The organism is Stenotrophomonas sp. DDT-1, assembly GCF_001580555.1.
Lineage (GTDB): Bacteria > Pseudomonadota > Gammaproteobacteria > Xanthomonadales > Xanthomonadaceae > Stenotrophomonas > Stenotrophomonas sepilia.
Map to the genome: position 1 here is coordinate 1 of NZ_LEKR01000005.1, position 26678 is coordinate 26678.

General features: G+C 67.8%; 27 protein-coding genes and 1 pseudogene. 16 read left to right on the top strand and 12 right to left on the bottom strand.

What is annotated here, in order from left to right:
• Positions 1–622: 622 nt before the first annotated feature.
• Together msrA and AB839_RS03725 are read right to left on the bottom strand one after the other, a co-directional pair.
• Positions 623–1288: a peptide-methionine (S)-S-oxide reductase MsrA gene (gene msrA / locus AB839_RS03720; protein WP_032953954.1), complete on the bottom strand. Its 666-nt coding sequence runs from the start codon at positions 1286–1288 to the stop codon at positions 623–625.
• 30 nt (positions 1289–1318) lie between these two features.
• Positions 1319–1582, bottom strand: a complete 264-nt coding sequence (locus AB839_RS03725) for a DUF2007 domain-containing protein (protein WP_061478337.1) — start codon at positions 1580–1582, stop codon at positions 1319–1321.
• Positions 1583–1779: 197 nt separating this feature from the next.
• Here AB839_RS03725 and AB839_RS03730 point away from each other — a divergent pair, with 197 nt between their 5' ends.
• From AB839_RS03730 to AB839_RS03755, 6 genes are all read left to right on the top strand, one after another.
• Positions 1780–3528: a glutamine--tRNA ligase/YqeY domain fusion protein gene (locus AB839_RS03730; protein WP_061478338.1), complete on the top strand. Its 1749-nt coding sequence runs from the start codon at positions 1780–1782 to the stop codon at positions 3526–3528.
• Positions 3529–3571: 43 nt separating this feature from the next.
• On the top strand, positions 3572–4225 hold the full coding sequence (locus AB839_RS03735; RefSeq protein WP_061478339.1) for a hypothetical protein: 654 nt from the start codon (positions 3572–3574) through the stop codon (positions 4223–4225).
• 48 nt (positions 4226–4273) lie between these two features.
• Positions 4274–4996 (top strand): DUF6348 family protein, encoded by a 723-nt coding sequence (locus AB839_RS03740; protein ID WP_061478340.1) that lies wholly within the window; start codon positions 4274–4276, stop codon positions 4994–4996.
• Between the two features lie 96 nt (positions 4997–5092).
• The gene (locus AB839_RS03745; RefSeq protein WP_005415358.1) at positions 5093–5653 is read left to right on the top strand and encodes a nucleoside deaminase; all 561 of its coding nucleotides are present in this window, start codon (positions 5093–5095) and stop codon (positions 5651–5653) included.
• A complete protein-coding gene (gene rlmM / locus AB839_RS03750) occupies positions 5637–6704 on the top strand; it encodes a 23S rRNA (cytidine(2498)-2'-O)-methyltransferase RlmM (RefSeq protein ID WP_061478341.1) in 1068 nt (355 codons plus the stop codon). The genes AB839_RS03745 and rlmM overlap by 17 nt, the downstream gene beginning before the upstream one ends.
• Positions 6705–6768: 64 nt before the next feature.
• Positions 6769–7167, top strand: coding sequence for a hypothetical protein (locus AB839_RS03755; RefSeq protein ID WP_061478342.1), 399 nt, complete (start codon positions 6769–6771; stop codon positions 7165–7167).
• A 68-nt stretch (positions 7168–7235) separates the two neighbouring features.
• Here AB839_RS03755 and AB839_RS03760 read toward each other — a convergent pair whose 3' ends face one another.
• Both AB839_RS03760 and ubiH read right to left on the bottom strand, forming a co-directional pair.
• Complete coding sequence (locus AB839_RS03760; RefSeq protein ID WP_061478343.1) at positions 7236–8417, bottom strand: UbiH/UbiF family hydroxylase; 1182 nt, start codon at positions 8415–8417, stop codon at positions 7236–7238.
• Entirely contained in the window at positions 8414–9622 is a 1209-nt protein-coding gene (gene ubiH, locus AB839_RS03765) for a 2-octaprenyl-6-methoxyphenyl hydroxylase (RefSeq protein ID WP_061478344.1), read from the bottom strand. The genes AB839_RS03760 and ubiH overlap by 4 nt, the downstream gene beginning before the upstream one ends.
• A 109-nt stretch (positions 9623–9731) precedes the next feature.
• On the opposite strand from ubiH, the gene AB839_RS03770 reads away from it, so the two are divergent.
• From AB839_RS03770 to AB839_RS03815, 10 genes and pseudogenes are all read left to right on the top strand, one after another.
• Complete coding sequence (locus AB839_RS03770; protein WP_061478345.1) at positions 9732–10316, top strand: hypothetical protein; 585 nt, start codon at positions 9732–9734, stop codon at positions 10314–10316.
• Positions 10317–10324: 8 nt separating this feature from the next.
• Positions 10325–10879 (top strand): cob(I)yrinic acid a,c-diamide adenosyltransferase, encoded by a 555-nt coding sequence (locus tag AB839_RS03775; protein WP_061478346.1) that lies wholly within the window; start codon positions 10325–10327, stop codon positions 10877–10879.
• A gap of 9 nt (positions 10880–10888) precedes the next feature.
• Positions 10889–11827: a histone deacetylase family protein gene (locus AB839_RS03780; protein WP_061478347.1), complete on the top strand. Its 939-nt coding sequence runs from the start codon at positions 10889–10891 to the stop codon at positions 11825–11827.
• Positions 11828–11916: 89 nt separating this feature from the next.
• Positions 11917–14394 carry an LPS-assembly protein LptD gene (lptD, locus tag AB839_RS03785; protein ID WP_082783289.1) on the top strand — a complete coding sequence of 826 codons (2478 nt, stop codon included), beginning with the start codon at positions 11917–11919 and terminating at the stop codon, positions 14392–14394.
• Positions 14391–15719, top strand: a pseudogene (locus AB839_RS03790) (peptidylprolyl isomerase); the annotation flags it as partial. The gene lptD and the pseudogene AB839_RS03790, both read left to right, overlap by 4 nt.
• Positions 15720–15737: 18 nt before the next feature.
• Complete coding sequence (gene pdxA, locus AB839_RS03795; protein ID WP_061478349.1) at positions 15738–16718, top strand: 4-hydroxythreonine-4-phosphate dehydrogenase PdxA; 981 nt, start codon at positions 15738–15740, stop codon at positions 16716–16718.
• On the top strand, positions 16715–17518 hold the full coding sequence (gene rsmA / locus AB839_RS03800; protein WP_061478350.1) for a 16S rRNA (adenine(1518)-N(6)/adenine(1519)-N(6))-dimethyltransferase RsmA: 804 nt from the start codon (positions 16715–16717) through the stop codon (positions 17516–17518). Before pdxA ends, rsmA begins: the two co-directional genes overlap by 4 nt.
• Before the next feature lie 13 nt (positions 17519–17531).
• On the top strand, positions 17532–17915 hold the full coding sequence (apaG, locus tag AB839_RS03805) for a Co2+/Mg2+ efflux protein ApaG (protein ID WP_008268668.1): 384 nt from the start codon (positions 17532–17534) through the stop codon (positions 17913–17915).
• Between the two features lie 15 nt (positions 17916–17930).
• On the top strand, positions 17931–18953 hold the full coding sequence (locus tag AB839_RS03810; protein WP_061478351.1) for a symmetrical bis(5'-nucleosyl)-tetraphosphatase: 1023 nt from the start codon (positions 17931–17933) through the stop codon (positions 18951–18953).
• Complete coding sequence (locus tag AB839_RS03815; RefSeq protein ID WP_061478352.1) at positions 18950–19597, top strand: DUF1287 domain-containing protein; 648 nt, start codon at positions 18950–18952, stop codon at positions 19595–19597. The genes AB839_RS03810 and AB839_RS03815 overlap by 4 nt, the downstream gene beginning before the upstream one ends.
• A gap of 86 nt (positions 19598–19683) precedes the next feature.
• On the opposite strand, the gene AB839_RS03820 is transcribed toward AB839_RS03815, so the two are convergent.
• The 8 genes from AB839_RS03820 to AB839_RS03855 form a co-directional block, all read right to left on the bottom strand.
• Entirely contained in the window at positions 19684–20175 is a 492-nt protein-coding gene (locus AB839_RS03820) for a dihydrofolate reductase (protein WP_061478353.1), read from the bottom strand.
• 5 nt (positions 20176–20180) lie between these two features.
• Positions 20181–20975 (bottom strand): thymidylate synthase, encoded by a 795-nt coding sequence (locus AB839_RS03825; protein ID WP_061478354.1) that lies wholly within the window; start codon positions 20973–20975, stop codon positions 20181–20183.
• A complete protein-coding gene (gene lgt, locus AB839_RS03830) occupies positions 20972–21859 on the bottom strand; it encodes a prolipoprotein diacylglyceryl transferase (protein WP_061478355.1) in 888 nt (295 codons plus the stop codon). Before lgt ends, AB839_RS03825 begins: the two co-directional genes overlap by 4 nt.
• A gap of 51 nt (positions 21860–21910) precedes the next feature.
• Positions 21911–22405, bottom strand: coding sequence for a TPM domain-containing protein (locus AB839_RS03835; protein WP_061478356.1), 495 nt, complete (start codon positions 22403–22405; stop codon positions 21911–21913).
• On the bottom strand, positions 22405–23292 hold the full coding sequence (locus AB839_RS03840; RefSeq protein WP_061478357.1) for a TPM domain-containing protein: 888 nt from the start codon (positions 23290–23292) through the stop codon (positions 22405–22407). Before AB839_RS03840 ends, AB839_RS03835 begins: the two co-directional genes overlap by 1 nt.
• Before the next feature lie 3 nt (positions 23293–23295).
• Positions 23296–23916, bottom strand: coding sequence for a LemA family protein (locus tag AB839_RS03845; protein ID WP_005415338.1), 621 nt, complete (start codon positions 23914–23916; stop codon positions 23296–23298).
• A 558-nt stretch (positions 23917–24474) separates the two neighbouring features.
• Positions 24475–25635, bottom strand: coding sequence for an MFS transporter (locus tag AB839_RS03850; RefSeq protein WP_061478358.1), 1161 nt, complete (start codon positions 25633–25635; stop codon positions 24475–24477).
• Positions 25636–25898: 263 nt separating this feature from the next.
• The gene (locus AB839_RS03855; protein ID WP_061478359.1) at positions 25899–26648 is read right to left on the bottom strand and encodes a TerC family protein; all 750 of its coding nucleotides are present in this window, start codon (positions 26646–26648) and stop codon (positions 25899–25901) included.
• Positions 26649–26678: the final 30 nt, after the last annotated feature.

A 26678-nucleotide genomic window follows, 5' to 3' on the forward strand; every position in this document is an offset into this window, starting at 1 on the left:
TTCTACAATCCAGCCCGGCTACACTCGGCGCTGGGCTACCACTCGCCTAACAACTACGCCCGGCAGCTCCGGGCTGCCGCCTGAAACGGCTTCATGGCGTCCGTTTTCAGGGGGCCAGATCAGACACTCCCGCGAACCCAACCCGCCCGCCCTCTGACAGTTTCCTGCGGCCGCCCGCCACGGAAGAAAGAAAGAAGAGCAACAGCGGGTCGCGCGCTTCGCTTGCTTGGAGCGGAGCATGGCTCCGCTCTACAGAAAGCACTGCAGGATCAAACAAAAAGGACGCGGCAAACGCCGCGTCCTTTTTGTTTTTCTTCAGTTCGTCAGTAACCCACGCTCTCGCCCACCGTCACCGGGAAATGATCGGAGGCGGGACGGGTACAGATGGCGGGACCGTCCACGGCATGGATGCCGTGGCCGAGCCCCCAGGGACGGGTTTACGGCGTGTCCCGCCATCTGTACCCGCCCCGCCAAGCCATCAGCAACCCAGAGCCGCTTTGGCTTTGGCTTTGGCTTTGGCTTTGGCTTTGGCTTTGGCTTTGGCTTTGGCTTTGGCTTTGGCTCTGGCTCTGGCTTTGGCTCTGGCTTTGGCTTCTGCCCGCAGCAGGCGGACCACCGCGCGTCAGCGCGGCGCCTCCACATCCAACCCGATCGGGCAGCTCACGCCGGTGCCGCCGATACCGCAGTAGCCGTTCGGATTCTTCGCCAGGTACTGCTGGTGGTAGTCCTCGGCGTAGTAGTACGCCGGTGCCGGGTACACGATCTCGGTGGTGATCGGGCCGTAGCCGGCCGCAGCCAGCTGCGCCTGGTAGGCCTCACGGCTGGCCAGCGCGGCCTTGTACTGGGCCTCGTCGGTGGCATGGATCGCCGAGCGGTACTGGGTGCCGGTGTCGTTGCCCTGACGCATGCCCTGGGTCGGGTCGTGGCTTTCCCAGAACAGCTGCAGCAGCCGCTCCAGGCTCACCACCGCCGGGTCGAACACCACCTGCACCACTTCCGTGTGCCCGGTCAGGCCCGAGCAGACCTCTTCATAGGTCGGGTTCGGGGTGATGCCACCGGCATAGCCCACCGAGGTGCTGTACACGCCCGGCTCGGTCCAGAACTTGCGCTCGGCGCCCCAGAAACAGCCCAGCGCAAAGCGGATCTGCTGCAGGCCGGCGAAACGGTCCTTCAGCGGATGGCTGTTCACGAAGTGCTGGTTGCTGTGCAGCGGCAGCGGTTGGTCACGCCCCGGCAGCGCCTCTTCCGGGCGCGGCAGGCGCTGCTTGAAGGCGCCGATGCCGAGGATGCCCTGCCCAATTCCCAACATGATGCGCTCCTACGCCGGAAGGCCGGCAATGTCGTCTGCATCGGAAATGGGGTCGGACGGGGCCTGGCCCAAGTCCAGCGCCGCCACGATGCCCTCGGCCTGCGGCCGCGCCGCATCGGGGATGCCGACCCGCAGCACGCCAAACAGCGGCAGCTCGCCCATCCCACCCAGCAGCTGCTCTCCGAACACGAACGCGGGGATACCGGCGTCTTCCAGCGCGTGCTTGACCAGATGGGCGTCGAACAGATTGTCGGCCTTGTACACGATGTGCATGCGGCGGCTCCTCGGGACAAGGGTCCAGCATACGCCTGGGGGCTGAATGGTGGAGAGGGCGGGATCCGAGAGTTGCCGGCCAGCGGCCGGCACTACCGGAAGACGCCGGGTAGTGCCGGCCGCTGGCCGGCAACCCCGGCAGTTCTGCCCGGTACGCGCTAGACTGTTGGTCTTTCTGCCTTTCTTTTCGCCGACTCATGTCCGAGCACACCCCCGCCAGCCCCGAGACCCCCGCCGACAGCCACGAGAAGCGCGATTTCATCCGCCAGATCGTGCGCGAGGACCTGGCCAGCGGAAAGCACCAGGCGATCAAGACCCGCTTCCCGCCGGAGCCGAACGGCTACCTGCACATCGGTCATGCCAAGTCGATCTGCCTGAACTTCGGCATCGCCGGCGAGTTCAGCGGCGTCTGCAACCTGCGCTTCGACGACACCAACCCGGCCAAGGAAGATCCGGAATACGTGGCCGCGATCCAGGACGACGTGCGCTGGCTGGGCTTTGAGTGGAACGAGCTGCGCCATGCTTCGGACTACTTCCAGGCCTATTACCTGGCCGCCGAGAAGCTGATCGAACAGGGCAAGGCCTATGTCTGCGACCTGTCGGCCGAGGAAGTGCGCGCCTACCGCGGCACCCTGACCGAGCCGGGCCGTCCGTCGCCATGGCGCGACCGCAGCGTCGAGGAAAACCTCGACCTGTTCCGCCGCATGCGCGCCGGTGAGTTCCCGGATGGCGCGCGCACCCTGCGCGCGAAGATCGACATGGCCAGCGGCAACATCAACCTGCGCGATCCTGCGCTGTACCGCATCAAGCACGTCGAGCACCAGAACACCGGCAACGCGTGGCCGATCTACCCGATGTACGACTTCGCCCATGCGCTGGGTGATTCGATCGAGGGCATCACCCACTCGCTGTGCACGCTGGAATTCGAAGACCACCGCCCGCTGTACGACTGGTGCGTGGACAACGTCGATTTCGCCCATGACGACGCGCTGACCCAGCCGCTGGTCGATGCCGGGCTGCCACGCGAAGCGGCCAAGCCGCGGCAGATCGAGTTCTCGCGCCTGAACATCAACTACACGGTGATGAGCAAGCGCAAGCTGATGGCGCTGGTCACCGAACAGCTGGTGGACGGCTGGGAAGACCCGCGCATGCCGACCCTGCAGGGCCTGCGCCGCCGTGGCTACACCCCGGCCGCGATGCGCCTGTTCGCCGAGCGCGTGGGCATCAGCAAGCAGAATTCGCTGATCGACTTCAGCGTGCTGGAAGGCGCACTGCGCGAGGACCTCGACAGCGCCGCGCCACGCCGCATGGCCGTGGTCGACCCGGTCAAGCTGGTGCTGACCAACCTTCCGGAAGGCCACGAAGAACTGCTGACCTTCAGCAACCACCCGAAGGACGAGAGCTTCGGCAGCCGCGAAGTGCCGTTCGCCCGCGAACTGTGGATCGATCGCGAGGACTTCGCTGAAGTGCCGCCGAAGGGCTGGAAGCGCCTGGTGCCGGGGGGCGAAGTGCGCCTGCGCGGCGCCGGCATCATCCGCTGCGACGAAGTGATCAAGGATGCCGACGGCACCATCACCGAACTGCGCGGCTGGCTCGATCCGGAATCGCGTCCGGGCATGGAAGGCGCCAACCGCAAGGTCAAGGGCACCATCCACTGGGTCAGCGCCGTGCACGGCGTGCCGGCCGAGATCCGCCTGTACGACCGCCTGTTCTCGGTGCCGAACCCGGACGACGAATCGGAAGGCAAGACCTACCGCGACTACCTGAACCCGGAATCGCGCCGTACTGTCACCGGCTATGTCGAGCCGGCCGCAGCCAGCGCCGCTCCGGAACAGTCGTTCCAGTTCGAGCGCACCGGCTATTTCGTTGCCGATCGCCGCGACCACACCGAAGCCAAGCCGGTGTTCAACCGCAGCGTGACCCTGCGCGACACCTGGTCGGCCTGAGGACCTGCGCGGGCGCCGGGATGGCGCCCGCACGACCGCGACGATGATCACCGCCCTGTCCGCCCTGCTCTGGTTCATCTCGCAGCATCCGCTGCTGACGTTCTTTTCGGCAATGGTGCTGGCCGGGCTGGTCTCGTGGTGGCGGCGCTTTCCGGGCTACGCCATCGTGGTGTTCCCGCTGGCGATGCTCAACATGTTCCTCGGCCACTTCCTCAATGCCGCCTTCCTCAACGTGGTGGGCGAGCGTGGTGAAGCGGTGATCGTCAAGGCCGAGCGAACCAGCTCGACGCTCAACGAACAGTACATCTGGCGCTACGAAGGGGTGCTGCGTACCGCCGAGGGCCGCGATGTGGAAGTGGTGTTCCACACCAACACCGCCTCGCTGTGGCCGCTGGAAAACGCCATCCGCATCCCGGCGCGCGACCAGCCGTTCGTGGTCAAGTACACGCCGGGTTTCCCGCGCAACTTCGTCATCCTCACCAACGAATCACCCCACGGCATTGCCCAGGCCCAGGCCAGTGCGCGCGAGCGCGTGGAGGTAGCGGCGCGCAAGCTGCACTTCAGCCCGGGCAATGCCGAGTTCCGCGCGGACTATCGCCGCGAACTCGAAAGCTGGCTGCGCGACCACGGCAACGACCCGCAGCAGCAGTCCGACGCGCAGCGGTATCGCGCCGAACTTGACGCGCTCGACCGCTAGCACCAGGCCCGGCCTGGATGCTCCACCCGATCCATCCACAGGCCCGACATGACCACGACGTCCACCGCCCTCCTCCCACTGCTGCAGCAGGCGCTGCAGGACGCCAGCGTCGCCAGCCGCATCGACGGCAACGCGCTGCTGCTGGACAGCGGACTGCGCCTGACCCCGCATGCGATGGCCGCACACGCGCGCGACAACGGTGGTTGGCAGACCTCCACCGTCATCGAAAGCCAGCATCCGCTGCTGTTCGCTGACGGCCTGTTCGAGTACCAGCACGCCAACGGTACCGATGAACAGGCATCGCTGCTGGCCGGTTTCCAGGCCTGGGCCCGGGTGGACCTGGTGACCCTGCAGACCGCGATCGGCGCCAAAGACGCGCAGGGGCTGCCGATGATGGGCCTGACCTATCCGGCCGGCGCTGACGGCCAGGAACTCGAACGCACCGTGGTGCTCGGTCCACTGGCGCATTACCGCGAGCATGAGATGGACACCGGCCCCCGCAGCGAAGACGATCATGGCTCCTGCCCCTGCTGCCTGTTCACCAGGAGCATGGACGCCTTCGACGAGCTGCTGAAGGCGCGCCCGTTCCTGGCCATCCGCCTGTTCGCCTCGCGCGATGCCGATGGCCTGTGCGAGGCCGATTGCCGGGTCAATGGCCACGACTTCGCCGCCGCCCTGCCATTGCTGCGCGCGTATGCCGCCAGCTGGCCGCAAGCCGGGCTGGAGTTCCGCAAGCAGTACGTGGTGATCCGCACCGGCTCGCCCGGCTGACCCACCGCCACACCCGATACAGGCCGGTGCGGCTACACTGCGCGCCGGTTTCCCTACCAACCGCATTTTCTTCCATCCCTACGAGGCACCCCCGCGATGCTGTACGCGCAAGTCCACCTGACCCTTCCCGCCTGGATCCACGACCAGATCGACCTGGATCGTCGATATCCGGGCGATGAGGCCAAGGTCGCGCTGGCGATCGAGCTGTCGCGGTTGAACGTCGAGCACGCCAGTGGCGGCCCGTTCGGCGCCGTGGTGTTCGGCCCGGATGACAAGGTGATCGCCGCCGGCGTGAACCGGGTGATGCCGCACGCCACTTCGCTGGCGCATGCCGAGAACATGGCCTACATGCTGGCCCAGCAACGCCTGCAGACCCCGCGCCTGAACGCGGTGCTGTCGCCGGTCACCCTGGCCACCAGCTCGCAGCCGTGCTGCCAGTGCTACGGCGCCACCGTGTGGGCCGGCATCGACCGCCTGCTGATCGGTGCCAGTGCAGCCGATGTCGAGGAACTGACGCCCTTCGACGAAGGCCCGCTGCCGGCCGACTGGGTCGGCGAGCTCAACAAGCGTGGCATCGAAGTGGTGCAGGGCCTGAACCGCGACGCCGCGCGCAGCGTGCTGCGTGCCTATGGGGAAAGCGATGGCGCCCGTTACTGAAACCGGCATCGGCCTGCTGTGCCTGTGCCGGCAGGGTTTCGAGCCCGAGCTGGCCGGCGAACTGCAGTTCCGTGCCGGCGAAGCCGGTTTCGCCGGTTATGCGCGTACCCAGCGCAATGACGGCTATGTGCTTTTCATGTGCGACGAGGCCGCGGCGCTGGCACCGCGCCTGCGCTGGCGCGAACTGATCTTCGCGCGGCAGAAGCTGGTGGTGCTGGCCGAGCTGCCACAGCTGGATCCGGCCGACCGCATCACGCCGATGCTGGAGGTGCTGACCGATGCGCCGCGCTTCGGCGACCTGTGGGTGGAGCATCCCGATTCCGACGCTGGCAAGCCGTTGTCCGGGCTGGCGCGTGCCTTCGGCAACGCGCTGCGCCCGGCGCTGCGCAAGGCCGGCAAGCTCAGCGACAAGCCGAACACCCGCCTGCCGCGCCTGCATGTGGTGTTCGTCAACGGTACCCACGCCTTCGTCTGCGTGGCCGACCCGGCCGACAGCGCGCCGTGGGCACTGGGCATTCCGCGCCTGAAGCTGCTGCCCGAAGCGCCTTCGCGTTCGGCGCTGAAGCTGGACGAAGCGCTGCTGACCCTGCTGACGCCGGAAGAACGCGAGACGCTGGCCAAGCCCGGCATGCGCGCGGCCGACCTTGGCGCCGCCCCAGGTGGCTGGACCTGGGTACTGACCCGGCAGCACATGCACGTGCTGAGCATCGACAATGGCCCACTGCGCCAGCACGTGCTGGACACCGGCCTGGTCGAGCACCTGCGCGCCGATGGCTTCCATTGGCATCCGGAGCAGCCGCTGGACTGGATGGTCTGCGACATGGTCGAGCAACCGCGCCGCGTCGCCGAACGCATGGCCACCTGGTTCCGCGAAGGCTGGTGCAGGCATGCGATCTTCAATCTGAAGCTGCCGATGAAGAAGCGCTGGGACGAGACCCGGCTGTGCCTGGACCTGTTCCAGGACCAGGCCGGCAAGCCGCTGGAGGTGCGCGCCAAGCAGCTCTATCATGATCGTGAAGAGATCACCGTGCTGGCCTCGCCCCTGCGCTGATCCGTCATCGGCGGCACAGGTTGCCGGGAGTACGCTCCCGGTACCCTCTGGCAAGGAGCCTGTCATGAACCTTCCCCGTTCCGCCGTGCTGGTGGCCACCCTGCTGGCTTCGGTACCGGCGATGGCCCAGCATGGCCCGTCCACCCCTGCGCAGAGCCAGCCGCTGGGCCCGACCGGCGGCGCCATCCGTCAGCAGCCGCTGGATGCCGGCCGGGTCAGCGGCAGTGTCGATATTCCGCAGCCGGCCGGCGAGGCACAGGTGACCGTGCGCTCGCTGGAACCCAGCAGCGTGGTTGGCCAGTACCGCATCCGCTTCAGCGACCTCGACGTGAATGGCGACGGTTTCATCAGCCGCGAGGAAGCACAGGCCAATCCGGCGCTGGCCGACGAATTCAATTCGCTGGACCGCAGGCACCGCGGCAAGCTGGACCGCACCGACCTGGCCGGCTGGCTGGTGGACTGAAAAAGGGGACGGAGGGGATTAAGTCGTATGTGCACAAACGACTTAATCCCCTCCGTCCCCTTTTTGCTTCAGACGCCGGCGGCGCGCTTCCAGAACGCCTGCACCAGCGGCGGCCATCGGCCGACGCAGCCCAGCGCACGGCCCCGGGCCAGGGTCAGGTGCATCTCGTCGTTGGAAAACAGGCGGTTGATCGCATCGAAGCTGTAGGCGGCGACGTGGTTGTCGCTCCGCCGTTCGCGTGCCCAGCGCTGCAGGCGCTGCGGCGACAGCCGCGGTTGGCCGCGTCGCTCTGCCGAGGGTGCCAGCCACTGCTGCAGGGCGGCGACATCACGCAGCCCCAGGTTCACGCCCTGCCCGGCCAGCGGATGCACCACATGCGCCGCGTCACCCAACGCCAGCACACGACCGGCCACGTAGTGACGGGCCAGCTGGCGGCGCAGCGGGAATGCCGCACGCGGTGAGGCCAGCCGCAGCTCACCCAGGCGTGCCGCGAAGGCGCGGGTCAGTTCGCGGTTGAAGCTGTCCTCGTCCAGCGCCAGAACACGCGCCGCCTCGTCCTCGGGCAGGGTCCAGACGATCGAGCTGCGGCGTTCGGCCACCGGCAACAACGCCAGCGGCCCGCTTGGCAGAAAGCGCTGCCAGGCCGTGGCCTGATTGGGAAGATCGCTGTCCACGTAGGCCACCACGCCGCGCTGGTGGTAGTCATGCTTTTCAACCTCGATCCCGGCCAGCTGGCGCAGGGTCGATTCGGCACCGTCGGCGGCCACCGCCAACGCCGCTTCCAGGCGGCGCCCGTCATCCAGGCGCAGGCGCACGCCGTCCTCGTCCTGCTCCAGCGCGTCCACGCGTGCCGGGCAGTGCAGCTGCACACCCGCCGCCGGCAGCGCCGACCACAGGCGGTCCTGCAGCAGCCCGTTCTCGACGATGTAGCCCAGTTCGCGACGGCCGAAGCGATCGGCGTCGAACAGCAGATCCTCGCCACCGGCAGCGTCCCACACCTGCATGCGCCGGTAGGGCCATGCACGGGCCTGCGCGATCGCCGGCCACACGCCCAGGCGGTTCAGCAGCTGTACGTTGTCGGCAGCGAAGGCGAACACGCGCAGGTCCGGCTGTGCGGCCTGCCACGGCGCCGGTTCGCGACCGTCCACCAGCGCCACCGACAGGCCGGCATCAGCCAGCGCCAGCGCACACGCGGCACCGACCACGCCACCGCCGATGATGGCCACATCAAGACGCGCGCGCCGGCTCATGCCGCTTCTCCACGGCACAGCCGCGGCACCTCGCCGCGGAAGCCCATCGCACCACCGACCAGCATCGATTGCACCGAGGCGCGCTGCGCGGCCACCAGGCCGAGGCTGCGCAGCGGCCGCATCAGCGGCGCCGGGTTGCTGGTCAGGCGCGCCAGCCCGCCGGAGAACGCCACCGTCTGCCGGCGGTCCTCTTCGCGGCGCGCGACATAGGCCTGAAGCAGTGCATCGCTGCCGGCATCCTCATGCGCATCCTCCAGCAGTTCGGCCAGGGTCAGCGCATCGCGCAGGCCCAGGTTGAAGCCCTGCGCACCCAGCGGATGGATGGTCTGCGCGGCATTGCCGAGCAGCACCGCGCGCTCTCCGGCCAGCGCGCGCGCCAGCACCTGGATGAGCGGATACGCACTGCGCGGGCCGGATTCGAGCAGGCGGCCTGCGCGCCAGCCGATCGCGTTCTGCAGGCGTTGCAGCCAAGCCGCATCGTCCAGCGCCATCACCGCATCGGCCTGGTCGCGCGCCACACCGTGCACGGTGCCGAAGTGGCGATCACCACGCGGCAGCAGGGCGGTCGGGCCGGTATCGGTGAAGCGCTCCCAGGCGGTGCCGTCCGGCGCGCGCTGGCTGCGCACGCGGGCCACGTACAGGGTCTGCTGGAAATCATGGCGGTCGACCTCGATGCCGAGCGCGCCGCGCACGCCACTGGTCGTGCCATCGGCCCCTACCACCAGCCGGGCCAGCAGCACGCGCTCGCCGGTCTCGTCGGCCACCCGCACCTGGCGGTAGCCGTCGACCACCTCGCCCAGGCCCAGGAAACGCATCGGCCGGTATCGCCGCAGCCGCGGCAGCTCCTGCAGGCGCGCTTCCAGCGCCTGGCCGAAGTCCCGCGCCACCACCACCTGGCCGAACCACGGCCGGTCGTAGTCGGAAGCCTCCAGCTGCACCCGGCCGAAATCGCCGGCGCGGCTGACGTGGATGCGGCGGATCGGGCCCGGCGCCATCGCCAGCTTCTGCATGACCCCCAGCGCGGTCAGCGCATTGACCGTGGCAGCGGCAAAACTGAGGTTGCGCTGGTCGAACACCGCCGGCAGCTCGCCGGCCGGGCTGGCCTCGAGCAGGCCCACATCGAGGCCCAGGCGGTCCAGGGCGATGGCCAGGCTGGCACCGACCAGGCCACCACCGACGATCAGCACGTCATGTCGTTCACTCATGGTGTTCATGATACGCGCTCGCCCTGCCCGAACACCCAACATCACCCGACCTGCGCCAACCGGCGCGGCGGGCTAGAATGAAACCTGAATCCGCTCCGGGCCCGCTGCCATGTCCGCCACCGCCAACCGCGCCTTCGTCCTGTCCGTCCTCGTGCTGTTGCTGGCGGCGACCCGGGTTAACCACTTCGCGGCGATCCCCGATGCCTCCTGGGCGGTGTTCTTCATCGGTGGCTTCTACCTGGCCACGTGGACACGCTGGGCGTTTCCGCTGTTGATGGTGTTCGCCGTGCTGGTGGACTGGATCGTGATCCGCAGCAGCGGCCTGGATTTCTGGCAGCACTACTGCGTGTCGCCGGGTTACTGGCTGCTGCTGCCGGCATACTTCTCGCTGTGGGCCGGCGGCATGCTGCTGGGCCGCAACTACCAGGGCGCACGCTGGCCGGTGCTGGCCAAGGGTACGCTGCTGCTGGTGGCCTCGGTGGCGGTCTGCCACCTGCTGGCGCAGAGCGGTTTCTACTGGACCACCCGCAACGTGGCCGAGCCGACGCTGGCCGGCTGGGCGCAGAACTACGCACAATGGTTCGGCCCCTACCTGCGCACCACCGCGATCTACGTGGCGCTGGCGGCGGCATTGCAGCTGGCCGTGGAGCAGGTACTGAAGCTCCAGCAGGCCCGCCGCGACATCCGGCACTGAGCCGCGCCATGGGTCATCGCCTCTCGCGCATCTATACCCGCACCGGCGACGACGGCAGTACCGGCCTCGGCGACGGCCAGCGCGTCGCCAAGGACGACGCCCGGGTGGCGTCCTACGGCACCGTCGATGAAGCCAACGCTGCGCTCGGCCTGCTGCTTGCCACCGCGCTGCCCGAGGATGTCCGCGCGCTGGTGGTGCATCTGCAGCACCAGCTGTTCGACCTGGGTGCCGAGCTGTGCATCCCCGGCCACGCCGCTATCCACGCCGCCGATGTCTCGGCACTGGAACAGCAGCTGGACCACTACAACGCCAACCTGCCGATGTTGAAGGAGTTCATCCTGCCGGCCGGTGGCGAGGCCGCCGCACGCTGCCACCTGGCCCGCACCATCGTCCGCCGCGCCGAGCGCGAGACGGTCACCCTGGCCCGCCACGAAGCCGTGCGCAGCGAGGCGTTGCAGTACCTCAACCGGCTGTCGGACCTGTTGTTCGTGCTGGCCCGCGTACTGGCCCGCGCCGACGGCCATGGCGAAGCGCTGTGGCAGCCACAGCAGCGCCAGCGCTGAGTCGGCACGATGCTGGTCTTCACCCATCCGTCCTGCCTGCTGCATGATCCCGGCCCCGGCCATCCGGAGTGCCCGCAACGCCTGCAGCAGGTACTCGATGCCCTGCACACCGCGTTCCCCGGCCAGCTGGACTGGCGCGAGGCGCCGCCGGCCAAGTTCGGCGAACTGACCCGGGTCCACGACAGTGCCCTGCTCGACTTCGTGCTGCAGCCGCAGACCGCGCCGCTGCGCCAGCTGGACATGGATACCTGGACCTCGCCGGGCTCGGCCAGTGCCGCCGTGCACGCCGCCGGCGCCGGGGTGGCCGCGGTCGATGCGGTGATGCTGGGCGAGGACCCGCTGGCCTTCTGCGCGGTGCGGCCCCCGGGCCACCACGCCACCAGCAGCACCGCGATGGGCTTCTGCCTGCTCAACAACATTGCCATTGCCGCGGCCCATGCCCGCGACCGCCATGGGCTGGAGCGGATCGCGGTGGTCGATTTCGATGTCCACCATGGCAACGGCACCCAGGACATCTTCCAGCACGACGCCCGGGTCTCGTACTACAGCACCCACCAGGCCGGCCTGTTCCCCAATTCCGGCCTGCGCCGCGACCGCGGTGCCGGCAACCTGATGAACATCCTGCTGCCCCCGGGCAGTGGCGGTTTCCGCTTCCGCAACGTGTGGGCCGACGAGATGCTGCCGGCCATCGACGACTTCCGTCCGCAGCTGCTGCTGATCTCGGCCGGCTTCGACGCCCACCTGCGTGACCCGCAGGCCGACCTGATGCTGGAAACCGACGATTTCGCCTGGATCACCCGGGAACTTCATGCGCTGGCGCGCCGCCATGCGGCCGGCCGGGTGGTCTCGATGCTGGAAGGCGGCTATGACCTGCAGGCCCTTGCCGAGTGCAGCGTGGCCCATGTCCGGGCCCTGCTGCTGCCCCCTCCCGGCAGCGTCTCCGGATGAACCCGAGCCGGCAGGCTCCGGCGTCCTTCATTGCCCCTATGCAAGGGATGGGGCAAGCTACCGTCCGTTTTCGCCCGAATCCGAACCGCGTGCGCCGAGCCCTCCGCCTGCTTCCCCTGCCTCTGAGCATCGCCATCTGCCTGCCGGCAATGGCCGATGAAAAGCCGCTCAACTGGGGCCTGTGCCCGGCTACCGACGTGATTCCCGCGTTCACCGATGCCCCCACCCCGGTCCCGGGGCAGGACAAGGCCGCCGCCAGCGCTGCGCGCGAGCAGCAGCCGACCGACATCGAGGGTGACCAGCTGCTGGGCACGACCACCGTGCCGCAGTACGAAGGCAACGTGGCCCTGCGCCGCGGCGACCAGTTCGTCGGCACCGACAAGCTCAGCTTCGATACCGAGAGCGGCAACTACATCGCCGACGGCAATGTCCGCTACCAGGACTCCTCGATCCGCATGGTCGCCAAGCGCGCCGAGGGCAACCAGGAAAGCGACACCCACAAGATCACCGACATCAAGTACCAGCTGGTGTCGCGCCGCGGCAACGGCGATGCCGAGTCGGTCGACCTGCAGGGCGCGGTCGGCCAGATGCACCGCTCCACCTACACCACCTGCGACCCGTCACAGCCGGTGTGGAAGCTGTCGGCGCCGCAGATCGAAGTGGACAACGACGAGGGCTTCGGCACCGCCCGCAACGCCGTGCTGCGGATCGGCAAGGTGCCGGTGCTGTGGGCGCCGTACTTCAAGTTCCCGATCGATGACCGCCGCAAGACCGGCCTGCTGTTCCCGCAGCTGGGCATGTCCGGGCGCAACGGATTCGACTACGCACAGCCGATCTACTTCAACCTGGCGCCGAACTACGACGACACGTTGACCCCGCGCTACATGAGCCGGCGCGGCCTGATGCTCGACAACGAGTTCCGCTATCTCTACAACGGCGGCCGCGGTGAACTGCTGACCGCGTTCATGCCCAACGACAAGCTGCGCGACCGCGACCGCGGCCGGGTGATGTTCAGCGGTTACCACAACGTGGACAGCCACTGGCAGGCCCGCGCCAACCTGGCCTGGGTCAGCGACGAGCGCTATGTCGAGGACTTCGCCAACCGCCTGGTCGGGGTGACTGCCTCGAACCTGCAGAGCACCGTAGGCCTGTACGGCACCGGCAGGAACTGGACGGCCGGCATCATGGCCGACCGCTGGCAGCTGACCGACTACACGCTCAATGAAAGCGCGCTGCCGTACAACCGCCAGCCGCGCCTGTACCTCAACTGGGACAAGCCGGTCCTGCCGTGGCTGGAAACCGGCATCTACGCCGAGGCCGTGCGCTTCACCCACGACGACGTCAACTTCAAGTACGACGCCAGCGCCGGTGAGGATCTGCAGTACACGCGCAACGGGTACCGATGGACCGACGGCGTCGGTGTCAGTGGCGGTTCGCGGCTGGATGTGAAGCCCTACGTATCGTTCCCGATCAGTGGTGCGGCCTGGTATGTGACCCCGACCCTGGCCTACCGCTACACCGCCTATCAGCTGGACCGTGGCCTGGTGGATGGTGTGAGAGGCATCCAGGCCCAGATCCTGCGCTCGCAGGGCATCGACCCGACCACGGCCACGCCGGAACAGCTTCGGGGCAACACGTCGCCCAGCCGCAGCCTGCCGATCGGCAGCATCGACGCCGGCCTGTTCTTCGACCGCGAGACCAGCATCCGCGGCAAGTCCTTCCTGCAGACACTGGAACCGCGCCTGTTCTACCTGCGCACGCCGTACCGCAACCAGGATGAGCTGCCGATCTTCGATACCCGTGACTTCACCTTCAGCTGGGGCCAGCTGTTCCGCGACTCGCGCTATACCGGCGCCGACCGCCAGAACGATGCCAACCAGCTGACCCTGGCACTGGGCACCCGCTTCATCGACCAGACCACCGGCAAGGAACGCTTCTCGGCTGCCATCGGCCAGATCCAGTACTTCGACGAGTCGCGGGTGACCGCCGTGCCGGGTGGCCCGCCGGTGGAAAAGGGCAAGTCGGCCTGGATCGCCGATGCCAACTACATGGTCAACGACCGCTGGACCCTGAGCGCGACCTATCAGTGGGACCCCAAGTACAAGCGTGAGGACCTGGCCAGCGTCCGCGCCCGTTACCTGATGCCCAACGATGGCGTGGTCAACCTGACATACCGCCACCGCATCAACCCGGACGGCACCGACCTGCTGAAGCAGGCCGACCTGTCGTTCCTGTACCCGCTGAACCCCCGCTGGAGCCTGGTCGGCCGCTACTACTACTCGCTGGAAGACAAGGAGCCGCTGGAAATCATCGGCGGTGTCCAGTGGGACAGCTGCTGCCTGGCCGTGCGTGCGGTCGCCCGCCGTTACGTCCGCAACCGCGAAGGCGAGATGAACAACTCCATCCAGGTGGAGTTCGTGCTCAAGGGCCTGAGCTCCCTGGGGCAGGACACGGACCGTACCCTGCGCCGTGCTATCCTCGGCTACAACCGCGACGACCTCTATCTCGTGCCGCCGAGCAACACCGGGGCGACCCGGGATGACTACGATCCGAACCTGATCCCATGACCAAGCGCTTCCCCGTTCTTCTCGCCTCGCTGCTGGCGGTGTCCAGCGTGTCCGCCCCCCTGCAGGTGCTTGCCCAGGAGGCGCAGCCGCTTGACCGCATCGCTGCTGTCGTCGACGAGGACGTGATCCTGCAGAGCGAGCTCCAGCGTGCGATCGCCAACATCAAGGCGCAGTACGCTGGCCGTGAAAACCAGCTGCCGCCGGAAGACGTGCTCAGCCGCCAGGTGCTCGAACGCCTGGTGCTGGTCAAGCTGCAGGTGGCCCGCGCCCAGGGCAGCGGCATCCGTGTCAGCGACCAGGAGCTGAACCAGGCGATGAACGCCATCGCCCAGCAGAACGGTTCGAACCTGGACGCGCTGCGCCAGCGCCTGGCCCATGACGGTATCGATTTCAACGATTTCCGCGCGTCGGTGCGTGACGAGATCACCGTGCAGCGCCTGCGCCAGAGCTTCGCGCAGAGCCGCATCAGCGTCAGCGAGGGTGAAGTCGACGCCGCGCTGAAGCAGCAGGCCACGGTAGGCAACCAGTACCACCTGGCGCACATCCTGATCGCCCTGCCTGACGGTGCCAACGCCGACCAGATCGCCACCGGCCAGAAGAAGGCCGATGGCGTGAAGGCCCTGCTGGACAAGGGCGAGCTGGACTTCAACGCGGCGGCCGTGCGCTATTCGGACAGCCCGAACGCACTGGAAGGCGGCGATCTGGGCTGGCGCAGCCTGGATGAAATCCCGCAGGCCTTTGCCCAGTTGATGGAAAAGATGAAGCCGGGCGAGGTGGTCGGCCCGATCCGCGGCCCGAGCGGCTTCCAGCTGCTGAAGCTGGTGGAAGTGCGTGACAGCAGTTCCGCCGCCGGTGAGCAGACGGTCACCGAGTACCACGGCCGCCACATCCTGGTCCGCGTGGACGACAACCAGACCGATGCTGCTGCCAAGGCCAAGATCGATACCCTGCGCGCCCGCATTGCTGGCGGCGCCGACTTCCAGACCGTTGCCAGGGAGTCCTCCGAGGACAACAACAGCAAGGGCCAGGGCGGTGATCTCGGCTGGTTCCCGGCTGACGCGTTCGGTCCGGCCTTCGGCCAGCAGGTGAGTGGCCTGCAGGATGGTGGCGTCAGCCAGCCGTTCCGCACCGACGCCGGTTGGCACATCGTGCAGCGCGTGGCGACCCGCCAGACCGACGTGACCACCGACAACCAGCGTGCCCAGGTCCGCGAGACCATCGGCCGTCGCAAGCTGGAAGACGAGTACAACCGCTTCCTGCAGGAACTGCGTGGCGAAGCCTACGTCAGTTTCCGCAGCGGCGACCGCGCGGAAAACACCGCCACTCCGCCGCAGTCCTGACCGATGCGCCCCGAGCTCGCTCTGGTACCGGGCGAGCCCGCCGGGATCGGCCCGGAGCTGTGTGTCCGCCTCGTCCAGCAGCCGCGTGAAGATTGCCGGCTGCTGGCCTTCGCCGACCCGGACACCCTGCGCGCGGCCGCGGCCGCGCTGAACCTGCCCCTGCAACTGCTGCCCGAGGACGCCGAAGCACGCGCTTCGGGCGATCTGCGCCTGCGCGCCGTCCGCAACGCGGCGCCCAGCCACTTCGGCCAGGCCGATCCGGCCAATGCCAGCGCGGTCATCGGTGCCCTGCTCGGCGCCGGCCAGGCCTGCCTGTCCGGTGAGCTGCACGGTGTGGTGACCGGCCCGGTACACAAGGCGGTCATCAACGAAGGCGGCATTGCCTACAGTGGTACCACTGAACTGCTGGCCGACCAGGCCGGAGTGAAGGTGGTGATGATGCTGGCCAATCACATTGTCCGCGTGGCGCTGGCCACCACCCACCTGCCGCTGCGCGAGGTGGCCGATGCGATCACCGCGCCCAGCCTGGAACACACCCTGCGCACGGTGCATGCCGCGCTGCGCCGCGAGTTCGGCCTGCCTGCGCCGCGCATCGCGGTGCTCGGGCTGAACCCGCATGCCGGCGAAGACGGCCACCTGGGCCGCGAAGAACTGGACCTGGTCATCCCGCTGCTGCAGCGCCTGCGTGCGGAGGGCATGGACCTGGTCGGCCCGCTGCCGGCCGACACCGCCTTCCTGCCGGCCAAGCTGGCCGGTTTCGACACCGTGCTGGCGATGTACCACGACCAGGGCCTGCCGGTGCTGAAGTATTCCGGCTTCGAGCAGGCGGTGAACCTGACCCTGGGCCTGCCCTACCCGCGCGTGGCGGTCGACCATGGCACCGCGCTGGACCTGGCCGGCCGCGGCATCGCCGATCCTTCCAGCCTGCAGGCGGCAACGACGCTGTGTGCGCAGCTGGCGCGGCAACGTACACTGAGCGCATGAATTCCCCGCATTCCCCCTCCGGCCCGGTGTTCACCGCACCGGCCAAGAAGCAGCTTGGCCAGCATTTCCTGGCCGATCGCCACTACATCGACAAGATCGTGATGGCGGTCAACCCGAAAGATGGTGACCGCCTGGTCGAGATCGGACCCGGCCAGGGCGCGATCACCCTGCCGCTGCTGCGCGTGCACCCGAAGCTGACGGTGATCGAGTTCGACCGCGACCTGATCGCGCCGCTGACCGCCGCCGCCGAGCCGCTGGGCGAGCTGACCATCGTCCACCGCGACGTGCTGCGCGTGGACTTCACCGAACTGGCCGACGGCCAGCCGATCCGCCTGGTCGGCAACCTGCCCTACAACATCTCCTCGCCGATCCTGTTCCATGCGCTGGAGCATGCCGCGGTGATCCGCGACATGCACTTCATGCTGCAGAAGGAAGTGGTCGACCGCATGGCGGCTGGCCCCGGGAGCAAGGTGTATGGCCGCCTCAGCGTGATGCTGCAGGCCTACTGCCAGGTGACCTCCCTGTTCGTGGTGCCGCCGGGCGCGTTCCGGCCGCCGCCGAAGGTCGATTCGGCCGTGGTGCGGCTGGTGCCGCGTGACCCGGCCTCGATCAGCATCAACGACCACACGCGCTTCGCCGAGGTGGTCAAGGCCGCCTTCGGGCAGCGCCGCAAGACCCTGCGCAATGCCCTGAACAATGTGGTGTCCGCCGAGCAGTTCATCGCTGCCGGCGTGCGTCCCGATGCCCGCGCCGAACAGCTGGACGTGGCCGAATTCATCGCTTTGGCCAATGCCTCCTGATTACACTGCCGGTATGGAAGACGCTGACGTATATGCCATCTCCGTCGAAGTCGCGCCGCGCTTCCTCGACGATCAATCCGCGCCCGAAGACGGTCGCTTTGCGTTCGCCTACACGATCCGCATCCACAACCAGGGGCGGGTCGCCGCACGCCTGGTCGCACGCCACTGGCGCATCACCGATGCCAATGGCCGTGTCGAGCATGTCGATGGCGACGGGGTGATCGGCGAGCAGCCGCGGCTGCGCCCCGGTGAAGACTTCCGTTACACGTCCGGTGTCATGCTGGGGACCGATCACGGGACGATGCAGGGGCACTACGACATGGTCGCCGACGATGGCACCGAATTTGCCGCGCCGGTCGCACCGTTCGTGCTGGCCGTGCCGCGTACCCTGCACTGACACGGAGGCCGAACGATGAGTGTGTGGGCGATCGGCGACCTGCAGGGCTGCTACGACGTTACCCAGCGGTTGCTGGAGAAGATCCGCTTCGACCCGGCCCAGGACACCCTGTGGTTCTGCGGCGACCTGGTCAACCGTGGCGGCCAGTCGCTGGAAACGCTGCGGCTGGTGCATTCGCTTCGCGAGCACAGCGTGGTGGTGCTGGGCAACCATGATCTTTCGCTGCTGGCCGTCGGTGCACGCACCGAAGAGGAGCAGCGCAAGGTCAACCCAGACCTGCTGCGCATCGTGCAGGCCGAGGACCGCGACGAACTGCTGGACTGGCTGCGCCTGCAGAAGCTGGTGCATGTGGATCGCGAGCTGGGCTGGATGATGGTGCACGCCGGCCTGGCGCCGAAGTGGACCACGCAGATGGCAGAGAAGCACGCTGCCGAAGTCGAGGTGCAGCTGCACGGCGCCGGCTACCGCAAGCTGTTCCGCAACATGTACGGCGACAAGCCAAGCTGGGCGCCGAACCTGTCCGGCTACGACCGTTCGCGCGCGATCATCAACGTGCTCACCCGCATGCGCTACTGCACCCCGCGCGGGCGCATCGGCATCGAGGACAAGGGCACCCCCGGCACGCAGGAACAGGGACTCTACCCCTGGTTCGAAGTACCGGGCCGGGTCGAGCGCGACCTCAAGATCGTCTGCGGCCACTGGTCGGCGCTGGGCCTGACCATCACCCAGGGCGTGCACGCCATCGACACCGGCGCAGTCTGGGGCGGCAAGCTGACCGCGATCCAGCTCGATACCGACGAGCTGCGCGTGGTGCAGGTGCCGGGCCGCGATGTACCGGCACCCGTACCCCACGCCCGCCCGCCGGCGCGACCGGCGCACGAGCGCCCCGCCGCTGCGGTGCAGGGCAAGGAACAGGGCGGCGGTAACGCTCCGGCCGCCACCCCGGGCAATCGCGGCCCGCGCCGTCGTCGCCGTCGAGGTGGTGGTGGTGGTGGCTCTGCGGGCCCCGGCAACAGCAGTCCCCCGCCGCAGGCATGACGCGACGCGGCTGGGCACCATGGAGGGTGCTGCTGCTGACGCTGGCCCTGGCCAGCGGCTGCCAGCCTGCTTCGGCCCCGGCTCCCACCGGCGGCGGAAATGCCGCGGCCACGCCATCGCAGCCACAGGCGCCTTCGCCGCCACTGGTGGCTGCAGCGCGCGCGCAGATCGGCGTCACCACCCGTTACGATCCCGCCTACCAGGTCCTGTCCTATCCTGGCGGCGACGTCCCGCTTGATCGCGGCGTGTGCACCGACGTGGTGGTGCGCGCCTTGCGCAGCCAGGGCCTGGACCTGCAGGCGCGCGTGCATGAAGACATCCGCGGCAACTTCAGCGCGTATCCCGCGATCTGGGGCCTGTCACGGCCGGACCGCAACATTGATCATCGACGTGTGCCGAACCTGATGCGCTGGTTCGAACGGCAGGGCTGGCAGCAACCGGTCACCGCCCTCGCCACCGACTATGCGGCCGGTGACATCGTGGCCTGGAAGCTCAACGGCAACGGTCTGCTGCATGTCGGCATCGTCTCCGACCGGAGGCTGGCCAATGGCACACCGCTGGTGCTGCACAACATCGCACGCGGCACGCGTGAAGAGAACCTGCTGTTCCAGCACGCGATCATCGGGCACTACCGGATGCCGTAGGCCCCTGTAGAGCCGGGCCATGCTCGGCTACGGGAGGTGTCAGGCAACAGCAGCCGAGCATGGCTCGGCTCTACAGGAAACCATCCTCAGCGGCGCACGTAGTGCACGAAGCGGAACGCATAGGCGTGGCGGTCATCGGCCGGATGCGGCTCGCTGCTCACTTCCCGCCAGTCCTGCGCCTCCACCTCGGGGAAATGGGTGTCGGCGGGGACTTCGGCATCGACCCAGGTCAGGTACAGGTCGCTGGCCTGGTCCAGCAGCTGGTGGAAGATCTCGCCGCCGCCGATGATGCACAGCTCGCTGGCGCCCTCGCCTTCGGCAATCGCCTTCGCCTCGTCCAGCGACGCCACCGCGCGCATGCCCGCGAACGGCACCTGGCCGCTGCGGGTCAGCACCAGGTTGGTCCGCCCCGGCAGTACGCGGCCGATCGACTCGGCCGTCCTGCGCCCCATCAGGATCGGCTTGCCCAGGGTGAGCGCCTTGAAATGCTTGAAATCATCCGGCAGGTGCCAGGGCATTGCATTGCCCTGGCCGATGCCACGGTTGCGGTCCAACGCCACGATCATCGAGAGCTTCATGGCACTCACACCGCCACCGGCGCCTTGATCGCCGGGTGCGGGTCATAGCCGTCGATGCGGATGTCGTCGAACCGGAAACCGAACAGGTCGGTCACCTCCGGGTTCAACCACAGCTTCGGCAGCGCGCGCGGTTCACGCGACAGCTGCTCGCGCGCCTGCTCGAAGTGGTTCGAATACAGGTGCGCATCGCCCAGCGTATGCACGAAGTCGCCCACGCCCAGGCCGGTGGCCTGCGCCACCATGTGGGTCAGCAGCGCATAGCTGGCGATGTTGAACGGCACGCCGAGGAAGATGTCGCCGCTGCGCTGGTACAGCTGGCAGCTGAGCTTGCCGTCCACCACGTAGAACTGGAACAGGTTGTGGCACGGCATCAGCGCCATCTGCGAAAGCTCGCCCACGTTCCAGGCGCTGACCACCAGCCGGCGCGAATCGGGGTTGCGCTTGATCTCGTCCACCAGCCACTGCATCTGGTCGATCTCGCGGCCATCGGCGGTGGCCCAGCTGCGCCACTGCCTGCCATAGACCGGGCCGAGGTCGCCGTTCTCGTCGGCCCACTCGTCCCAGATGCGTACCTGGTTGTCTTTCAGGTAGCCGATGTTGGTATCGCCCTTCAGGAACCACAGCAGCTCATGGATGATCGAGCGCAGGTGCAGTTTCTTGGTGGTGACCAGTGGGAAGCCGTCGGCCAGATTGAAACGCATCTGCCAGCCGAACACGCTGCGGGTACCGGTGCCGGTGCGGTCGCTCTTCTCGGCGCCGTGCTCGAGCACGTGCGAGAGCAGGTCCAGGTAAGCCTTCATGCCTTGCCCTCCGCAGCCGTCACCGGTTGCGGCTGCAGCACCGGCGCGCGGCGCGACATCGCCAGCAGCACCAGGCCGAAGGCGATGAGCGGCAGGCTGAGGATCTGGCCACGGGTCAGCCAGTCGAAGGCCACATAGACGCCGTTGTCGGGCATGCGTACGAATTCGACGGCGAAGCGGAACAGGCCGTACATCAGCGCGAACAGGCCGCCGACCAGGTAACGGTGGCGCGGCTTGGCCGACACCGTCCACAGCACCACGAACATCACCAGGCCTTCCAGGAACGCTTCATACAGCTGCGAGGGATGGCGGGCGAACTGGTTCAGCGCGCCGGTGGCGAACTGCGCCTGCAGGGTCGCGTGGTCCAACTGGTTCAGCGGCGCCGGCAGGCCCGACGGGAACACCACGCCCCACGTGCCGTCGGTGTACTTGCCCCACAGCTCGGCGCCGATGAAGTTGCCGATGCGGCCGAAGCCCAGGCCCAGCGGTACCAGCGGCGCCATGAAATCCATGGTGTCGAAGAAGTGCAGCGCGTGCTTGCGCGACCACCACCAGCAGGCACCCAGCACGCCCAGCAGGCCGCCATGGAAGCTCATGCCGCCGTCCCACACCTTGAACAGCAGCAGCGGGTTGTGCAGGAAATCGCCCAGCGCGTAGAACAGCATGTAGCCGATGCGCCCGCCCAGCACCACGCCAAGCATGGCGTAGAACAACAGGTCGGAGAAGCCGTTGGCATCGACGCCCGGCAGGCGCCCGGCGGCGATGCGCGTGCGGCCCAGCAGCCAGGCCGCAGTGAAGCCGAGCAGGTACATGATGCCGTACCAGTGCACCTTGATCGGCCCCAGCGAGAGGGCGATGGGGTCGATGTCGTGGAAATAGATCATGGAAGGTGCCTTGCGGTTGAACGCCTATTCTCGGGCCAGTGCCGCCCCGGCTCAACCAAGAAGCTGGGGCGAGTTCGGCAACGCGTCATCGTTCGACCGCGTCGAGGCCGGGAAGTGCCCTTCGATCAGGCTGGAGACCTCGTCGATGGCATCCTGCAGCGCTTCCACCGGATGGGAACCACGCAGGCCCTCGCGCAGATGGGTGCAGACCCGTTGCCACTGCGCCGGGCTGACCCGGCCATGCAGGCCGCGGTCGGCGACGATCTCGATGGCATGGTCGGCCAGCAGCAGGTAGATCAGCACCCCGTTGTTGTGAGCGGTGTCCCAGGTGCGCAGGCGTGCGAAGGCATGCTCGGCGGCCTGCCTCGGGGTGACCTTGTGCCACAACGCGGCCAGCGGCAGATCGGCCTCCACCGCGAACATCACCTGACCGCCGTGGCGCTGCTCACCGGCCGCGATGGCCTCGGTGATCGCCTGCAGCGTGGCTGGCGGGAACGCGCGACGTACCGACGGCGAACATACATGGCGGAACAGACGTTGGATCATCACCAGCCTCCCGAAGCGCCACCGCCACCGGAACGGCCACCGCCGCCGCCCCAGCCGCCACCACCGCCGAATCCACCACCACCGCCGAAGCCGCCTCCCCCGCCCCAGCTGCCGCCGCCCCAGCCACCACCGCCGGCAAAGCGCCCCGGGTGGCCGGACAGCATCGCCACGATCAGGCCAACCACGCCGGCCAGGCCACTGGCCAGCAGGGTGGAGGTGAACAGGAACGCCGCCAGCGCCGCACCGGCACCGCCGAGCAGGCCGCGCAGCGGTCGCGGTACGCGCGAGAACACGCCGCGCAGGATGCTGCCGGCGAACACGCCGATGAACAGCGCCAGGAACCAGGTGTCGCCGCCACCGCCGGGCTCGCGCCCGCGATGACCGCTGACCGGGGCCGGCAACGCTTCGCCATCGATCAGCTTGACCAGCACCGCAGTTGCATCGGTGATGCCACCAGCGTAGTCGCCGGCGCGGAAACGCGGCACCAGGTATTCCTGGATGACCCGGTTGGCGATGGCATCGGGAATCGCGCCTTCAAGACCGTAACCCGGCTCGATCCGCACGCGCCGGTCGTCCTTGGCCACCACCAGCAGCACGCCGTCATCCACGCCCTTGCGGCCGATCTGCCACTGGTCGAAGACCCGCGTGGTGTACTGCGCGATGTCCTCCGGCTGGGTGGTGGGTACCACCAGCACCTGCAGCTGGCTGCCCTTGCGCTGTTGCAGGTCCAGCGCCTGCTGCACCAGTGCCTGCTTCTGCGCAGCCTCCAGCGTGCCGGTGGTGTCGACCACCGGCGAGTCCAGCGCCGGAATCGGCGCCAGCTGCTGAGCCTGTGCCGCCAGCGGCAGCCACAGCAGCAGGGCCAGCAGCGCAGTGGCCAGGCGCATCGGTCAGTGGCCCGGCTGCGGTGCCGGCTGCTGCTGCGGCGCGTTGCCGAAATCCACCGCCGGTGCGTTGGAGATCTGCGCTTCGTTGTCCACCGTGAAGTTCGGCTTGGTCTTGTAGCCGAAGATCTTGGCGGTGATCACCTGCGGGAACGAACGGATGTAGGTGTTGTAGTCCTGCACCTGCTGGATGTAGCGGCCACGGGCGACGGTGATGCGGTTTTCAGTGCCTTCCAGCTGCGCCTGCAGGTCGCGGAAGTTCTGGTCGGACTTCAGCACCGGATAGTTCTCGGTCACCACCAGCAGCCGCGACAGCGCACTACCCAGTTCGCCCTGGGCCTGCTGGAACTGCTTGAGCGAGGCTTCGTCATCGGCGTTGACGTTGATCTGGCCGACACGCGAGCGGGCGTTGGTGACTTCGGTCAGCACGCGCTCTTCCTGGCTGGCGAAACCTTTGACGGTCTGCACCAGGTTGGGCACCAGGTCGGCGCGGCGCTTGTACTGGTTGAGCACTTCGGACCAGCTGGCCTTGACCGCCTCGTCCTTCTGCTGGATGGCGTTGTAGCCGCAGCCGGACAGCAGGGAGGCCAGCAGCATCAGGGGCAGGACACGGGTGAACAGGCGCATGGCGGAGGTTCCGGGTGGGCTTGGCGCCGAGCATGCCATGGTTCGGGTGAAAGACCGGCCATCGGGCGCCGCCCCCTCCGCGGTGTGGTCCCCAGCTCGGGGTGGGCCGGGAGGGTGGGTCGGCTGGGGGCCGCTGCAAGTACGTCCATGTAAGCTCGATCGCCGCATCCATGCGGCTCACGCCCCCAGCCGACCCACCCTCCCGGCCACGGACAATTTCCTGCGCACCGCGGGAAGATCAAAAGAAAAATCAAAAGCAAAAGCCGGTGCTTCAGGCATTCGTGTCGACCAAGGTCGACACCTACCAAAGCAGAACGCCGTTCCGACCGATCGCGGCAATCTGTCGGAGGTGGGGCGGTGCGGGTTGGCAGGACCGTTGGCGCCATGGATGGCGCCATCGAGCCCCCATGGTGGGTTCACGGCGTGTCCTGCCAACCCACACCGCCCCGCCCAACCCTCAGAAAACCAGCGCCGGCTGTTGCGGTTGCTGTTGCTTCGGCGGTTGCCTTCGCCTTTAGCGGGTGCAGGGCTGCAAGCCCTGCCGGAACTCCATATCACTCAGCAGGCCTCAGCCACCGCAGTGCGGCTACGCCCCAGCCATGCCAGCAGCAGGCCCGACGCGGCCAGCAGGCCACCGGCCACCGGAATGGCGGCGTAGCCCAGGCCCGAGCTGATCACCGCACCACCCAGCGCCGCACCCACAGCGTTGCCCAGGTTGAATGCACCCACGTTGATCGACGACGCCAGGCCCGGCGCCTCGCTGGCCACCTGCATCACCCGGATCTGCAGCGGCGGCACGAGGGCGAAGGTCGCCGCACCGAACAGCAGTACACCCAGCGCCGCGGTGGCGTGGCTCATGAAGGCCAGCGGCAGCACGAACATCAGCACCGCCAGGGCAGCCAGCAGGATACGGGTGGCGCCATCGAGCGACCAGTCAGCCATGCGCCCACCGATGCCGTTGCCGAGGGTGAAACCAATGCCGATCAGGGCCAGCGACACCGCGATGAAGGTATTGGAGGCGCCGGTCAACTCGGTCAGCACCGGTGCGACGTAGGTGTACAGCGTGAACATCGCACCCGCACCAAGCACGGTGGTGGCCATGGCCAGCAGCACCTGCGGCTGCAGGATCGCCTTCAGTTCGCGGCGCACGTCCGGGCGCGGTCCCGGCGCGGACGCCGGCAGCGCGAAGCCCAACGCAGTGATCGCGATCAGGCCCAACGCCGCAGTACCGGCGAAGGACAGGCGCCAGCCCAGCTGCTGGCCGACCCAGGTCGCCAGCGGCACGCCACCGATGTTGGCAATGGTCAGGCCCATGAACATGGTGGCCACGGCAGCAGCCTGCTTTTCCTTTGGCACCAGGCTGGCGGCGACCACCGCACCGATGCCGAAGAAGGCACCGTGGTTGAGGCTGGTGACCAGGCGCGACAGCAGCAGCAGCCCGTAGTTCGGCGCCAGCGCGGACAGCAGGTTGCCGACCACGAAGATCGACATCAGCAGCATCAGCGCGGTGCGCTTGCCGAAACGCCCCATCAGCAGGGTCATCACCGGCGCGCCCAGCATCACGCCCACGGCATAGGCGGTGATCAGCATGCCCGCAGTGGGGATGCCAACGCCGACGCCGTCGGCGATGACCGGCAACAGGCCCATCGGGGCAAACTCGGTGGTTCCGATGGCGAAGGCGCCAACGGCAAGCGCCAGCAAGGCGGCTCTGGAATTCATGGGAGAGTCCTGGGGGGGCGGGAATCGGGAGTGCGTAGCCTGCGCGCTTTGCTGCGCCGGATTAAGCCTCGCCCCGGGAAAACACTGTTGATCCTGGTTCACAAGTGGAGGCCGGAACGCAGCCACAAGTGCAAAAGCCGCAGTGCCGGTGTAGAGCCGAGCCCATGCTCGGCTGCTTCCTGCCGGTCAGCCGAGCACGGGCTCGGCTCTACAAGGCAGAACGAAGAACCCCCGGCGTTGGCCGGGGGTTCGGGGTCATGCGCTTACCAGTTACCGGCGCCCGGCACGTTGTGCTCGCGGGCGCGGCGCCGCATCAGCAGGTTCAGCCACTCCACCAGCACCGAGAAGCCCATCGCGGCGTAGATGTAGGGCTTGGGAATGTGCACGTCCAGGCCATCCAGGATCAGCACCGCACCGATCAGCAGGATGAAGGCCAGCGCCAGCATCTTCACGGTCGGGTTGGCGTCGATGAAGCGGCCCAGCGGGTTGGCGGCCAGCAGCATCACCGCCACCGACAGCAGGATCGCGGCGACCATAACCGGCACGTGGTCAGCGATGCCGACCGCGGTGATCACCGAGTCCAGCGAGAACACGATGTCGATGACCGCGATCTGCGCGATCACGTAGCCGAACACGGCCGAGGTCTTGGTCGTGCTCGGATCTTCATCCTCGCCACCGGTGATCATTTCCTTGATCTCCATCCAACCCTTGATGATCAGGAACAGGCCACCAACGATCAGCACCAGATCGCGGATGGAAATGCCCATGCCGGCCACGGTGAACAGGTTCGCCTGCATGTGCGCCAGGTACGCCAGCGATACCAGCAGGCCGATACGGGTGATACAGGCCACCGCGATGCCGAGCCGACGCGCGAACGGGCGGCGGTGCTCTGGCAGCTTGCTGACGGCGATGGAGATGAACACCAGGTTGTCGATGCCGAGCACGATTTCCAGCGCGCTCAGCGTGAACAGGGTCAACCAGACATTCGGATCGGCAAGAAACTCAAGGGACATGGGAAGTCTTCAACAAGGGGGAATGAGGGA